Annotated in this window: 9 protein-coding genes; 2 read left to right on the top strand and 7 right to left on the bottom strand. The window is 48.7% G+C overall.

Translation table 11 applies throughout. The annotated features are described in order from the left end of the window. Window positions 1–191: 191 nt before the first annotated feature. Complete coding sequence (sppA, locus tag D1627_RS16565; RefSeq protein WP_119433403.1) at window positions 192–1,955, top strand: signal peptide peptidase SppA; 1,764 nt, start codon at window positions 192–194, stop codon at window positions 1,953–1,955. A 262-nt stretch (window positions 1,956–2,217) separates the two neighbouring features. Next, window positions 2,218–3,036, top strand: a complete 819-nt coding sequence (locus D1627_RS16560) for a purine-nucleoside phosphorylase (RefSeq protein ID WP_119433402.1) — start codon at window positions 2,218–2,220, stop codon at window positions 3,034–3,036. Between the two features lie 316 nt (window positions 3,037–3,352). Here D1627_RS16560 and D1627_RS16555 read toward each other — a convergent pair whose 3' ends face one another. The 7 genes from D1627_RS16555 to D1627_RS16525 all read right to left on the bottom strand — a co-directional run bounded on the left by D1627_RS16555 (window position 3,353) and on the right by D1627_RS16525 (window position 14,403). Further along, entirely contained in the window at window positions 3,353–4,132 is a 780-nt protein-coding gene (locus D1627_RS16555; RefSeq protein ID WP_119433401.1) for a CPBP family glutamic-type intramembrane protease, read from the bottom strand. Window positions 4,133–4,394: 262 nt separating this feature from the next. Further along, window positions 4,395–5,207 (bottom strand): DUF4249 domain-containing protein, encoded by an 813-nt coding sequence (locus D1627_RS16550; protein ID WP_119433400.1) that lies wholly within the window; start codon window positions 5,205–5,207, stop codon window positions 4,395–4,397. Beyond that, a complete protein-coding gene (locus D1627_RS16545; RefSeq protein WP_119433399.1) occupies window positions 5,207–7,531 on the bottom strand; it encodes a TonB-dependent receptor in 2,325 nt (774 codons plus the stop codon). Before D1627_RS16545 ends, D1627_RS16550 begins: the two co-directional genes overlap by 1 nt. Window positions 7,532–7,722: 191 nt before the next feature. After that, entirely contained in the window at window positions 7,723–9,075 is a 1,353-nt protein-coding gene (locus D1627_RS16540) for a TolC family protein (RefSeq protein WP_119433398.1), read from the bottom strand. Window positions 9,076–9,175: 100 nt separating this feature from the next. Beyond that, window positions 9,176–11,056, bottom strand: coding sequence for a M61 family metallopeptidase (locus D1627_RS16535; protein ID WP_158607205.1), 1,881 nt, complete (start codon window positions 11,054–11,056; stop codon window positions 9,176–9,178). Between the two features lie 241 nt (window positions 11,057–11,297). After that, window positions 11,298–13,703 carry an ABC transporter permease gene (locus tag D1627_RS16530; RefSeq protein WP_119433397.1) on the bottom strand — a complete coding sequence of 802 codons (2,406 nt, stop codon included), beginning with the start codon at window positions 13,701–13,703 and terminating at the stop codon, window positions 11,298–11,300. Further along, window positions 13,684–14,403: an ABC transporter ATP-binding protein gene (locus tag D1627_RS16525; protein ID WP_119433396.1), complete on the bottom strand. Its 720-nt coding sequence runs from the start codon at window positions 14,401–14,403 to the stop codon at window positions 13,684–13,686. The genes D1627_RS16530 and D1627_RS16525 overlap by 20 nt, the downstream gene beginning before the upstream one ends. Between the last annotated feature and the right edge of the window lie 123 nt (window positions 14,404–14,526).

Here is a 14,526-nt window from a genome sequence, read left to right as displayed (position 1 = left end):
TACTGGTTACTGATATTGAATAACAATCCAGCAATTCAACATTTTAGCAATCAGCAATTAATTGGTCTATGAAATGGCGTGGTTGGTCGAGAAGGGGAGAAGAGGATGAACTTAAAGCTGTATTTTAGCTTATTGATATAGAGGAGCTGTGTGGCTTCTAAAATAAACAAGCAACTTAAACCTGACATACCATGCTTAATTTCCTGAAATATGTGCTGGCCACGATTGTAGGCTTGCTCATATTCTCCTTTATTTCTATCCTGCTGCTGTTTGGAATTGCCGCCAGTACAGCCTCTAAAGATGAAGTTAAGATAGAAGAGAACTCAGTACTGGAGCTGAAATTGGATAAGCCCATAACAGAGCGCGATCCGCAAAACCCGTTTGCTGAGCTTGGCTTCTCGTTTGGCGGCCTTTCCAGTACCGATGGCCTGGACCAGATTAAAGCAGCCATCCGCCGTGCTAAAAATGACGAAGATATAGAAGGTATCTTCCTGAACATGACATACGTGGATGCCGGCATGGCCAAGCTGGAAGAGATTCGCCACGAACTAGTCGAGTTTAAGAAATCCGGAAAGTTTGTGGTTTCTTACTCCGACGTGTCTACCGAGAAGGCATACTACCTGGCCTCCGTAGCCGACAGAATTTATCTGAACCCGGTGGGGACGATAGAGTTTAACGGCATGAGTTCCGAGCTTTTCTTCTTTAAGCGCCTGCTGGATAAGCTTCAGATCGATGCCCAGATCTTTAAGGTAGGAACCTACAAGAGCGCCGTAGAGCCATTTTTCCTGGAGAAGGCCAGCGAGGCAAACCGCGAGCAGCTCAATTCATTCCTGAACTCCATCAATAACTACCAACTGCAGCAAATTGCCAAATCGCGCGGCATTGATGCGGCAGAACTGAAGAACATACAAGATAACCTGCTGGTGCGCGACCCGGAAGATGCCAAGAAGTATAAACTGATCACCGATGTTGGTTATTATGACGAAGCGCTAACTTTCATCAAAGAGAAAATTGGTGTTGCTAATGATGAAAAGCTGGAAATGGTAAAACTCTCCAAGTATAAGAAAGTGCGCGGCGAGGATGAGATCAGCACGTCTAAAAACCGTATTGCCCTGATTTACGCGGAAGGTGATATCGTGGACGGCGAAGGCGACGAAGATAACATTGGTGGCCGTCGCTTTGCCGACGCCATCCGCGATGCACGCCTGGATGAAAACGTGAAGGCCGTGGTGCTGCGCATCAGTTCGCCAGGGGGCAGCGCGCTTGCCTCCGACATTATCTGGCGCGAGATTCAGCTTACCAAGAAAGTAAAACCGGTTATAGCCTCAATGTCTGATGTGGCTGCCTCGGGCGGGTATTATATTGCCATGGGCTGCGATACCATTGTGGCGCACCCGAACACCATTACGGGTAGTATTGGCGTGTTTGGTGTGATACCAAACGTACAGGGCTTCCTGAATGATAAGCTGGGCATCACCGTTGACCATGTAAGCACGGGCAAGTTCTCGGATATGCCAACCATCACCCGCCCCATGACGGAGCAGGAAAAAGAGATCGTGCAGAACCAGATCAACCAGATCTACGAGACCTTTACCAGCAAAGCAGCACAGGGCCGTGGCATGCAGCAGGATAAAATAAAAGAATACGCCTCGGGCCGTGTATGGTCAGGCATAGAGGCCAAAGAGCGCAACCTTGTGGATATGTATGGCAACCTGGACGATGCGCTGGCCATTGCAGCTAAGAAAGCTGGTGTAGAAGATGATTACCGCCTGAAAGAGCTTCCGGCGCGTAAATCGTTCTTTGAGGAGCTGTTTGGCGGCATGGGCGCACAGGCCAAGGAACAAGCCATAAAAGCAGAAATGGGTGAGCTTTATCCATACTATAAAATGTATAAAAAAGCCGAAAATATGCAAGGTGTACAAGCGCGCATGCCTTTTGAACTAGTGGTGGAATAACTGCCTGAGAATTACATTTTCCTTGCAGTCGTAGGATGTAAGGGCGGCAGAAAACCATACTTTACAAAAACCGCTTTTAGGCCAAGCCTGAAAGCGGTTTTTGTTTTAAGGCTGCACTATTTTTCGCAACTTTGCCGCAACACAAATAAGAAACTTGAGCAGGTAAACATGATGTTGGGAGAAATGATAGAATTTATCCGCTCCTAATTATCATACTTGAGGCTCAATCACACAATTACTCTTTCAAAATTGATCTAAAGATATGATGCAGCAATTACAGGAATCAACAGCCTATATACAGCAGCGCACAAGCAACTTTGCGCCTGAGTTCGGAATTATACTCGGCACAGGCTTAGGGGCTTTGGTAAACGATATCGAAGTGGAGCACTCCATCTCTTACGCTGAAATCCCGAATTTTCCGGTTTCTACGGTAGAGAGCCATTCGGGTAAGCTTATACTAGGTAACCTTGCTGGCCGCCGCGTGATGGTAATGCAGGGGCGTTTCCATTTCTACGAGGGCTACAGCATGGAGCAGGTAGTTTTTCCGGTGCGCGTAATGAAGCTGTTAGGCGTTAAAAAGCTGTTTGTATCAAATGCAGCAGGTGGCCTTAACCCAAGCTTCGAGACCAGCGACCTGATGGTGATAACCGACCATATCAACCTGCAGCCAAGCAACCCACTGATTGGCAAAAACCTGGACGAACTGGGCCCACGCTTTCCGGATATGAGCGATGTATACGATGAGCACATGGTGCGCGATGCGATGGTGATTGCCGAGGATGCCGGCTTTACTGTGCGCGAGGGCGTATATGTAAGTGTGCCTGGCCCGATGCTGGAAACCCCTGCAGAGTATAAGTATCTTTCTGTGATCGGTGCTGATGCCGTGGGAATGTCTACGGTGCCGGAAGTTATAGCCGCCCGCCACATGGGTATGCCGGTTTTTGCCGTGTCCGTGATTACGGATATGTGTACGCCGGGCCGTTTGAAAAAAGTGGTGCTATCAGATATTTTGGAAGCGGCCGCCAAAGCCGAGCCACGCATGACACTCCTGATAAAAGAGCTGGTTCGCCGCGCAGAATAGTAATACAAAATATAAAGCAGAACGGCAGCAATGGGTTACTGTTGCTGCCGTTCTGCTTTATAGCCAAAGTTGCAAGTATGCAGTTTTATCGTTCTGCAAACCGGAAAGTAATTCTCTAGCGTCCTCAAAATATAGGGTTAAGGCTTCCGGTTGCATGTACCAGCCAAACGGTTTCATAAGTGCCTGTTTTAAAATACAAAACGCTTAAACCCGTAGCCTACTGCAATAATTGCCTAGCAGGTTTGGTAGTAAGGCACCATAAACCGGGCAGTGGCAGGCGTAGCTGCCAGCACTAGTCCGCAGAGTGATAAGAGTGTCAGTTGTTGTAAATAAAGCCGTACACTAGCAGCATAGCCACCAGGTTATTGAATACATGCTGCGCTACAGCCCAAGCCAGACCCAGGCGCAGCCGGGTATAGCCAAGAAAAACACCTCCTACAAACTTAGGAATGATAAGCACTAACAAAAGAAGGAGAGAAGTAGGCTCATTCAGGTAATTTAGGAGATGCATTAGCGCAAATAGAAGCGTGATAGTATAGAAAACCAATGTGTAGTGGCGCTTCCAAAGCAGGTACATGCATGCCTGCGCTTTTCTTGAAAAAAGAAATGCTGTAGCTAAGACACCGGCAACTGCCATCGAGAATATAAGTTGCAAATGCGTAGCACCAATGGCAGCGCTCACTACTGGCCCGTAGTTATACATAAAAACCGCCAAAGCTACGAGCAGGAAACCTTTAGAGTAAACCAATGGCAGCCTGAAAATAACCTCTTCCTTTATCGGGCCTATCAGCACCATTAAGGTAAAAATGAGCACAAAAGGAGTGTTTGCGAAATAATCCTTGATCAGGTCGCTTTCTATCCCGCGCAAATCAAAGGCAGTATAGCCAAGTATAATGGCAGAGAATAGCAGCGTCTGAAGTAGCAGCTCGATGAAAGTCAACTGAAAAATAAGCGGAAGCTTTACTTCCAGTACATTCTTTTCGGGTTTTACAAGCTTGGGATTAAGCACAAAATGGCAAATTTTATGCAATGTGTCCAGGATGGTGGGAGGGGGCGTAAAAGGCGGTGCCTCATGAAAGAAATATGGTGTTTTCATAGTGAAGTTAGAGTAGTGTTGAATATGCTGATATAAATATATTTATTTTATTCATATTTCCAACAGTAGTCTCAAAATATATAGTATTGCTATTGTGCGAGTTGTGATTTGCAAGAGGTTTTAAGTGCTAGCGTGCGTGTAAAAAAGGATATATAATTTTACAAAGAAGCGGTTTGTGCAGCGTGAGGGGCACTTTAAAAACAGAAGCGGCTGCCTGGTGGGGCAGCCGCTTCTGTTTTTATACTATGTATGCTGTGTTAAGCTATTTTTTTATGATAACGGTTTTTCGGTCATACGCCAGGTTCGTAAAAATTCCAAAGCCGCCTTGTACAGAGGATTTTATTTTTGAAGGTTGGGCAAATGGGTTTCCGTTTGCGTCTTTAGCATCACCCACAGACGATAAAAACTGGTAGTATTGCTTCTCTATATGGTAAAGCGATACAATAATTGTATCTCCTTCCTCATAATCGTAAGCTGAGCCATAAGACACGCGCTTGCCATTGGTTAGCTGGTCCGAAGTCACAAAATCGCGGTTTGAGCCGGCACTTAGGCTATCCACGTGCGTCATGTAGCGGTAATAATTATCAGTGCTGCCATCGTCGTAAAAAGAGGTGAGCAGGTAAGCTTTATCCTTGTCGTTAAACTTCCATTCTACTTCATCAATGGGTACGGTTGCCAGCACTGTAGTAAAGCCTGTTGCTTTACGCCCTTTACCGTCTTTTACTTCAATTCCATAGATATCACCTGGTTTTCCTGTCATGATAAAGTCTGAAATATGCGTATAGAAGCGGCTGGTGGTTTTAACAACGGTTGGCTTATACTTTAGCTTATAACGGTTGCCGTTGTGGGTGATTACAACTTCTGCATCAGGTACAAGCGGAGGCACTGGCTCATCGAAGTAAGCCGCGGTTTCTAGGATGCTTGCGCGCAGGGGCTTGCCAGGCTCCAGATAGCATTCTATCACCAATTGCGGCTCGTGGTATGGCAGCTCAACTTCAATGTTCTTCTCCATATCGCAAGCCGATAGAAAAGCGAACAAAGGCAGCAGGAAGTATAAATAACGCTTCAGTTTCATCAGAATTTAAAATTATAGGTTACCGACGGGATTAGCGGGAACAGGGACACTTGCTTGCCCTGAAACTTCAGGGTTTCCTGGTTTTCTTCGTCCTTTACCTGCTCGAAGTATACAAAGTATGGATTGCGGCGATTATATACGTTATACACACTGAAGGTAAGGTCGGCCTCTCCGCGTTTCGGCTTTAGCTTCAGTACTGCGCCCAAATCCAGGCGGTGGTAGGCTGGCAGCCTGAAGCTGTTTCGGTCTGTGTAAATAGGCACCACCGTTGGGTCTTTGCCCTCCACATCCTGATACGGGAACCGTGCAACTGGCAAAGAGTAGGCGTTGCCGGTGCCGTACACAAAGGCACTGGTAAGGCTCAGGCATTTGTTCAGGCGGTGCATCAATACAAGACTGATATCGTAGCGGCGGTCGTAGCGGGTAGGGAACCAGCGGCCATCGTTTATGTCGTCCAGGTCATTGGTACTATCAAATTTTCGGTACGTCCAGGACAGTGTATAGCCCAGCCAGCCAGTAGTGCGGCCCTTAACCTTCTCCAGGTAAATTTCGGTACCGTAGCTTCGGCCTTTCCCAAACAAGAACTCGTTCTCCAGGCTATCGTTCACAAACAGGTTGGCCCCATCACGGAAATCAATCTGGTTTTGCATCCATTTGTAGTATACTTCGTTGGTGAGCAGGTAATTGCCCTTGCCAAGCAGTTTGTTAAAGCTAAGTGCGGCCTGCTGCGAGCGTTGAGGTGCAACATCTGGCGTGGATGGATACCAGATATCCGTTGGAAGCGAAGCACCAGAGTTAGACACCAGGTGCACGTACTGCATCATACTTGCATAGCTGGCCTTCACAGAGCTGCTCTCGCTCAGGTTATACTTGGCGCTTACGCGGGGCTCCAGGGCAGTATGGGTTTTGCCATCGCTATGGAAGCCAGAAAGCCGCAGCCCATAGTTAAATGACAGCAGGGCATTCACTTTATAGTCATCAGAAGCATATACGCCGAACTCGCTGCCCTCCAGTTTGTTACCGGAGCTAAAGCTTTGGCTGTTATCCTCAGAGTCGAAGTTAAGCCTACCCACGGTAAAGTTATGCCGCGTAGCCTGCGCCCCGAATTTTAAGCTGTGGCCACCTTTCAGAAACCAGTCGAAGTCTGTTTTAAGCGTGTAATCCTGTATGGAAGAGGATAGTTTGAAGCTAAAAATATCAATCTTATTGTTGATGTTATACTTATAGCCCGTAACGCTAGCCGAGGTAGTGGCATAGAGGTTATCGCTGAATTTATGGCGCCAGCGCAGGTTGCCCATAGTGTTGCCCCAATCAAAGCCAAAGCTAAAATCACTATCTTCAAAACCAAAAAAATCACGCCCGTAATAGCCGCTCAAGCTTAGCTCATCCTTGGGGCCCAATGTATAATCAAGCCGTGTGTTGAGGTCGTAGAAATAGTAGTCCGGAATGGGGTTGTAATCTTTGTTCTCTTCGTTGAGGCGGTTGATCTGGCGTGTGAACACATCCACGTACGTGCGCCGGCCGGAAACGAGAAATGTGCCTTTGTCTTTTACGATGGGGCCATCCAGGGTAAGGCGGGAGGAGATGAGACCAAGGCCGCCTTGCGCGGTGATGCGCTCGCTGTTGCCCTCGTTTTGCTCCACATCCACCACAGCTGATAAGCGCCCGCCGAACTGTGCAGGAAAGCCACCTTTGTAGAGCTCCACCTTGTTAACGGCATCGGGGTTAAACACACTGAAAAAGCCGAACAAATGCGAGGCATTGTAGATCACGGCATCATCCAGCAGCACCAGGTTTTGGTCTGGGCCACCGCCACGCACATAAAGCCCTGAGGTACCTTCGCCCCCGGATTGTATGCCCGGCTTTAGTTGCAGCGTTTTCACAAGGTCCACTTCCCCGAACAAGGCAGGAAGCAGCTTTGCCTCGCGCGCTGAAAGCGTCGCGACGCTCATGCGGGTGTCGTTTAGCTTTTGCTGCAGCGAGCTGGCCTGTATTTCAACAACTGTAAGTTCGTTGGCGCTTGGCTGAAGTATAAAGTTTACCTGCTGATCTTGCTGGCGCACCTGTATGGTTTTGGAAGCAGAGCTATAGCCAACGTATGTGGCCTGCAAGGTATGCTCGCCTTCGGGCAGGCTAAGCGTATAGTAACCGCGTTCATTGGTGATGGTGCCGGCACTAATTCCGGGAGCCGCCACGGTTGCACCAATCAGCGCCTCGCCGTTACTATTGGCACGAACGTAGCCCTGCACCACTCGCTGCTGCGCCCGGACATATGAAGGTATAAGCAAGAGAAAGAGCAAGGTGCAGGAGTATAAAAATCGCATCTAATAAGATGTTAAGTTGGCGTTGCAGTGAAATTAGGTAAACGGCAACGTAAAACGAAAGACTTCATTTTAATTGTCATGAACTAAACTGCTGTGCACCACTTTTAGTTTAGCTAACAGGTTCTTTTTGTAAATAGAAAGGCCGCAGTGCCCTGGAACTGCGGCCTTTCTATTTGGAGGTAGTAATATGGTTAGCCTTGGTACAGCTCCAGAATTCGCTTTTTAAAATAGAATTCAAGCTTGCTTTGGAGCAGTTCCGCCTGTGTCTTGTTCAGGTTATTAAGAGATTCCATGTATGCGTAAAAGTCAATGGTACCCAAATCATAGCGGCGTTTTGATGCATCGAAGGCGCGCTGGGTATAATCAAGGTTGGCAATTACTGTGGTATACTTTTCGCGGGCAGTCAGTACGTCTTGGTAGGCCTGCTGCACGGTTAGGCGCAATTGGTTTTGGCTGGCAATATAATCGAGCTCGGCGTTGCGTAGGTCCAGGCGGGCAGTCTGCGCATCAAAATGCCTGCTTAGGCCATTAAATATGGTTATGCTCAGGCTTATCCTAACGACTTTGCGCTGATTCAGGTCCAGTTGGTTGAAGTATGGCATGGTAGAGAGGTTACCGTTTTCAGGGTCCTGCAGAATATTGGTGGAGTAGTTGGAGCCCAGCATTCCATCTAGGGTTAAGGTAGGAGAGAAGCTGCTTTTTGCCAGTTTGTAATTACTCTTTGCCGCTGCCAGGTAAGCACCATAAGATTTTACCATTGGGGAGAAGCCAAGCGCCTGCGCCATTACCTGCTGCTCAGAGGGTAGTACTTCCAGCATTTGCTCGGGCGTAGCCGGCATCTGCAGATTATAGGAGGTGCCGCTTTCCACGTTCATTTCCTGCGCCAGTTGCAGCCGGGCTTTGCGGTAGTTGTTATGATGCGTGATGAGGTTGCTTTTCTCGGCCGCGAGCTGCGCTTTTATTTGGTATACTTCATCCTCGGCACGCACACCGGCACGCTCCAGTTTTTCCATTTTATCCAGCTGGCCTTCCAGCAAGGTTATCCTGCCTTCGGATATGTGTATGTTCTCTCGGTCAACGAGGGCTTGCAGGAAGTACCCGGTGATATTTGTTTCAAGGTCTATCTCGGCTTGCTGTTCGGCAAACGGTGTAGCTTCGGCCTGTTGCTGTGCCTTTTTAAGCTCAAACAATTTAGCAAAACCATCAAAAAGCACCACTTGGCCCTGCAAGTATGGGTTAGAGGATGTCGTGTTACCGCGCTTTATCTGGCCAGATACATTATCAAAGGTTAAGCCGTTTACGCGGTAGGCATCTACGTTGGCCGTGATGCTGGGCAGGTAGCCATACTTGCTGCGCTTTACACTGATGTTGGCTTTGGTGCTGTTGTAGCGCGCCTGCCGCAAGCCAACGTTGTGCTGCCGGGCCAGCTCCAGGCTTTGCTCCAGCGTTAGCGGTTCCTGCGCCTGCGCTGCAATTGCTAAACTTAGGCAAAAGGCCAGCCCTCCCAGCTTTTGGAGCAGGGCTTTGGTGGAAAATTTTTTCATAGTGTTACTTTGTACTAGTGGCAGTTATGTGGCTGGTTACTACCTGCAAAGTGGGCGAAGAGCCATGCGCTTCCTGCTGTAACCAGCTTGTTTTATTCCATTAACTCCGGGTTTTACCGAGCCATGCATCCCTAAGCTGCAGCTGCTCCTGCGTGGCGGCAGGGTTCACCTTTAGCACATGCTGCTGCTGGCGCCTGGTAACAGTGGCTTTTCCTTTCAGCTTTTTCTCCTTTATCTCGCCATCATCGTTTTTGCGGCCCACCACAAAGCTGATTTTTTGGCCGGGTTTCATACTTTGCAGCGTATCGCTGAGCAGCTCGCGGATATTCTGTGGCGTTATTTCTATGCCGTTTAGCTGTAGCAGCAAATCACCGGTCTGGAAGCCGACCTTGCGGCCAAAGGAATCCATATCGGAGGTATCAGCTACTTTAATTTTTCCGGTGTCCTCATCAAAGCCCGGGGCAAAGCCTCCGTAGGAAACAACCTCGCGTGTGGCCACGGGCTCGTAAAGCACACCTACTTTTCGGAATGTTTCCTCAAGCGGCAACGGCTCCGAGCCCTCTACATATTTCGTGAAAAACTCGCGTATTTCTGGGTAAGTCAGCTCCGCAATTTTATCAAAAAGCTCTTCGTCTTTAAAGGCGTTTTGCTTGCCGTAAGTTTTTGAAAGATCCAGCATGAGGTTGCGCAAACCATACTTGCCCTGGCTTAGCTCGCGCAGTTTAACATCCAAAACCAAACCAATCAGGGCGCCTTTCTGGTACACGTTGCCATACTCTTTCTCATACTTATCCAGCACGCCGGCGCTCATTTGTGTAAAGGGCAGAGTGTCGTTATAGTATGCTTTGGAGGTAAGGATGTACTCGCGTAGCTTCTCAAGGAAAGTATCGGTGTCATAAAGGCTCTCATAAGCCTGCACATGCGAGGCGAAATACTCTGTAACGCCTTCGTAGAGCCACAGGTGCTTCGACATTTTTGGATTGATAAAATCAAAGTTCCCGATCTCCTCAGAATGAATGTTAAGCGGCGTTACGATATGAAAGAACTCATGGGCGGCCACATCGCGCACAGTGCTGCTAAACTGCGCCTCTGGCATTTCGGGCAGGAAATATACCGATGAGTAAGAGTGCTCCAGGGCCCCGAAAGAACCTGATTTGCCTACGCGCTCCGGCACGTATATCAGGAAAGCATACTTATCCACGGGCAAGGTGCCGCCCAAATAGCTGCGTTGCGCCTCAAGTATACTTTTCACGTTGGCTGCTATGGGCTGGGAGGTAACACGGCCCGATGGCGAGTAAACAGATACCAGCACCTCTGTTTCGCCCAGGTTTAAAACGGTGGTGTCGGGGCGGTTGTACATCAGCGGCGAATCGGCCAGGTCAACGTAATTTGGGAGCTCGTAGGTATCCAGTGAGTCGGTGGTGGCGGTGGCCTTGAGCGGTGTGGAGCCGTAGAATCCTTTTGGTTTGGTTATGTTTAGCTGGTAAGGCAGCTGTTTCATCCCGCCAAAGTAGCCCACAAAACCGAAGGTGTTTAATAAGAAGTTCTCACCTTCCTCGATGTTTGTACCGCCTGGCTCAAAAAGCACGTCTTCGCGCTTTGGGGTGTCAAAGGAGTCATCGACCCAGTACGTTATCTTATCGAGGCGGGTGGCATCCAGGATCTTCCAGCGGTTCACGTCCATTTTTTCCACTGTCAGAGTATCGCCGTTTTTAGCGTAACCTTTAAACGCAGAAATAAACTTACCGAAGTCAGAAACAGAGTATGTGCCCGGAACGATCTTAGGCATAATGTAGACTACCTCACTTTTATCGATAAGCGGCGCTTTTAGCGTAACCTGTACTCTATCGTTCTGCACGTTGGTCAGGTCTATCGTGAAGTTATACTTTAGCGCTGCGCGTGTCTGCGGCTCATTACCGGCCATGCTTGCCATGCTTAGGCTGAGGCAGAAAGTTAGCGCGGTGATGGTTTTCTTTAGCATAATGTTGTGTCTCTTTTTACCAATATTACTCTTTTAAAGCATAAAGGATGGCTGTTTTAGACTAACAAGTGTTTTTTGTAGACCAGGTAGCAGTTGCCTCTAGCGCTGTCTGTTTGCAAGATGTGTTTCTTTTGCACAAGGTTGCCTGGCCATATGAGTGAGGACGAGTTGCCCCGGCAGCCACTTAGAGCTACCGGAGGCTCATCTTAAACAAACAACAAACAAGCTAATACTGATTTAATTACTGAGCGCGGATAGCCTTAACAGGGTCTAACATGGCGGCTTTAAGCGCCTGGAAGCTTACCGTGGCCATGGCAATAAGCAGTGCCAAAAGGGCAGCCAAGGCAAAGATCCACCAGCTTAGGTTGATGCGGTAAGCATAATCCTGCAGCCAGTGGCTCATGCCGTACCAGGCAATGGGGCTGGCCAGCACAACTGCCACCAAAACCAGAAGTGCAAAGTCTTTGGATAGCAGCAACACGATACTGCCAGTAGAGGAGCCAAGCACTTTCCGGATACCGATTTCCTTGGTGCGCTGCTCTGCCGTGAATGCCGCCAGGCCAAACAAACCAAGGCAGGCGATAAGTATGGTCAGGCCCGAGAAGTAACCGAAAACGGTCAGCATTTTTTCTTCAGCACGGTACTGCCTGTCAAAGAATTCGTCCATGAAAAAGTACTCCATCGGGTGCTTCGGGTCGAACTGGCTCCACTGCTCCTCCACGAATTGTATGGTGGCAGGCTGATTTTCCGGGGAGATGCGCGCCAGCAGGTACCCGGCCGATTGTGGGGTTAATTGCAACAACACGGGCTGCACCTCCGCATGCAACGACGATACATTGAAGTCCTTTACCACACCAAGCACTTTAGCCTGTGAGTCTCCAAGTGCGCTGGTGCTCAACACTACCTTCTTTCCTATGGGGTCTTTCCAGCCTAGCCAGCGGGCCGCAGCCTCGTTAATAATCACGCCGCCGTTCAGGTCTGTGTGCATGTTTCGGTTATAATTTCTTCCGGCAGCCATTTCAATACCCATCACAGGTATAAAATCATAGTCAACAAACATCACATCAATGGTTTTTTCTTCCATCTTGCCATTTTGCTCCGCTAAAATTAATGCGCGGCTAAGCGGTTGGCCTGGTATACTATAGGAGTTTGAAACGTTTGAAATGCTTGGGTTCTGCAACAGCTTTTGGTTGATTACGGAAAGGCGGTTTATCAGCGTGGTGTCTCCGACAGGTATGTCAACCACCATGATCTGCTCCTTGGCAAAACCAAGGTCGGCATTTTTCAGAAACCGCATCTGCGTAAAGACCACGATTGTGCCGATGATCATGATCAGTGAAATGCTGAACTGAAGTATAACCAGCGCCTTGCGCATGGTAGCGCTTCCGCTGCGAGGCTGCTTATCGGATTTTAGTACATCAGCAGGTTTGAAGCTGGAAAGAAAAAAGGCCGGATAGCTACCCGCCACCACGCCTATCAACAAAACGATGGCAAGCAAGGCCGCCATAAATTCCCGGTTTAGGAAAAAATCTGAGCTGAACTGCTTATCTGTAAGCAAGTTAAAGCTGGGTATGAAAATCTGGACAAGCGCCAGTGCCAGCATCATGGCAATAAAGGTAAGCAGCACAGACTCGCCTAAGAACTGGCAGATGATTTGCCCGCGATCTGCCCCTACCACTTTACGCAAACCTACTTCTTTGGCGCGTTTGGCAGACCGTGCAGTTGCCAGGTTCATGTAGTTTATACTGGCAATCAGCAGCAGGAAAACAGCTACGGCACCAAAAATATATACGTAAGAGATGTTGCCCTGCGGCGTGAGGTCGTGCTCAAAACGGGTATCGAAATGGATGTCTTTGAGAGGCTGCGCTATAAAGCTCGCAACAGCATTAATCTTGTTCGATTTTATCCAGGGGTTCACCTTATTAGCTGCGAGCACATTTAGTTGATCCTGGAAAGCAGCAAGCTGATTGTTTGAGGTAAGCAGGGCATAGGTATAACGGTTTAAATTAAACCATTGGTCTTGTGCTCCTTCAGGAAGGTTGGGTTCAATTGTAGCTAACGATAAAAGCCCACTGGCAGCGATATGCGAGTGGCCTTTATCGCGGTAAACACCTGTAATCACATACGAATCACGGCTGAGCTTTAACGTCTGGCCCATGGCTGCCTCCACACTACCGAAATACTTCTGGGCAAGCTTCTCGGTTAAGACTATTTTCCTGGGTGCATCCAGTGCAGTGGCGGGGGGTCCTGCAAGCAGCTCATAATCAAACACGCTGAAGAAGGCGCTATCAGCAAATAGCAGGTTTTCCTCCGTAAATACCTGGCCTTTGTGCCAAATGGTTTGCTTATCGGTGTTTGCCAGTTGCGTTGCATGGGCTACGTTGGCAAACTCACGGACAGCCGATAACATAGGAGGAGCAGTAACTGCAAACGCATCTTTGTGTCCGTCAAAAACTATATTGCCGGCAACCCGCACAATCCTGTCTGCTTTGCTGAAGTTACTTTCGTAGCTTAGTTCATCCTTCACATAAAGAAAAATCAGCATACAGGCGGCTACGCCAATGGCCAGCCCGGTTATGTTAATGGCCGTGTACACTTTGTTGCGCAGCAGATTGCGGATGGCTATTTTAAAGTAGCTCTGCAGCATGGCGTTTGATGTTGAGATTCTCGGTTACAATCTGGCCATCGAAGAGGTTAACTACCCGGTGCGCGTATTCTGCATCGGTAGGAGAGTGCGTTACCATAACCACGGTAGTGCCCGCCTCATTCAGCTCAGAGAGCAGCTGCATTACCTCGCGGCCATGCACCGAGTCCAGGTTACCAGTTGGCTCATCGGCAAGTATAAGCGCTGGCTCGGCCACCACGGCCCGGGCAATAGCAGCACGCTGCTGCTGCCCGCCCGAGAGCTGCTGCGGAAAGTGGTTGCGGCGGTGTGCAATGCCCATACGCTCCATGGCCTGCAGGGTGCGTTTTTCAGTTTCAGATTTGGAAAAGCCCAGGTAAGCCAGTGGTAGGGCAATATTCTCCTCCACAGTCAGCTCGTCAATCAGGTTGAAGCTCTGGAACACGAAGCCCAGGTTATGCTTCCGCAGTTTAGCCCGCTGGCGCTCCGACATACTGGCAACCTCCTGGCCCAGAAACAGGAAACTTCCGGAAGAGGGACTGTCGAGCATGCCAAGTATGTTCAGCAGCGTGGATTTGCCGCAGCCCGATGGCCCCATGATAGCCACAAACTCGCCGCGCTTAATTTTAAGGTCAACGCCGGCCAGGGCAGTAGTTTCCACAGTGTCTGTAACATACTTCTTCTGCAGATTTTGCGTGTCTATTACCAGTTCTTCCTTGCTCATAGTTCTAGTTATTGCTTTTTTAGATAGATGGATAGTTTTATTCTGTACTATTGGCGTATTGTGTTACTAGTTGCTGAATGTTGCTTTCTCAATTTTTATGGTAAAATGAAAAAGCAATCAGCA

The sequence above is a fragment of the Pontibacter oryzae genome (genome assembly GCF_003576375.1).
In the GTDB taxonomy this organism is placed as follows: Bacteria; Bacteroidota; Bacteroidia; order Cytophagales; family Hymenobacteraceae; genus Pontibacter; species Pontibacter oryzae.
Note: the sequence above shows the minus strand (reverse complement) of the source record. Positions and strands in the feature narration are given on the sequence as shown.

Excerpts from the sequence above, each read along its gene's own strand:
- D1627_RS16530 (WP_119433397.1), bottom strand. The coding sequence starts at position 13,703 with ATGCTGCAGAGCTACTTTAAAATAGCCATCCGCAATCTGCTGCGCAAC.
- sppA (WP_119433403.1), top strand. The coding sequence starts at position 192 with ATGCTTAATTTCCTGAAATATGTGCTGGCCACGATTGTAGGCTTGCTC.
- D1627_RS16545 (WP_119433399.1), bottom strand. The coding sequence starts at position 7,531 with ATGCGATTTTTATACTCCTGCACCTTGCTCTTTCTCTTGCTTATACCT.
- D1627_RS16560 (WP_119433402.1), top strand. The coding sequence starts at position 2,218 with ATGATGCAGCAATTACAGGAATCAACAGCCTATATACAGCAGCGCACA.
- D1627_RS16525 (WP_119433396.1), bottom strand. The coding sequence starts at position 14,403 with ATGAGCAAGGAAGAACTGGTAATAGACACGCAAAATCTGCAGAAGAAG.
- D1627_RS16550 (WP_119433400.1), bottom strand. The coding sequence starts at position 5,207 with ATGAAACTGAAGCGTTATTTATACTTCCTGCTGCCTTTGTTCGCTTTT.
- D1627_RS16535 (WP_158607205.1), bottom strand. The coding sequence starts at position 11,056 with ATGCTAAAGAAAACCATCACCGCGCTAACTTTCTGCCTCAGCCTAAGC.
- D1627_RS16540 (WP_119433398.1), bottom strand. The coding sequence starts at position 9,075 with ATGAAAAAATTTTCCACCAAAGCCCTGCTCCAAAAGCTGGGAGGGCTG.
- D1627_RS16555 (WP_119433401.1), bottom strand. The coding sequence starts at position 4,132 with ATGAAAACACCATATTTCTTTCATGAGGCACCGCCTTTTACGCCCCCT.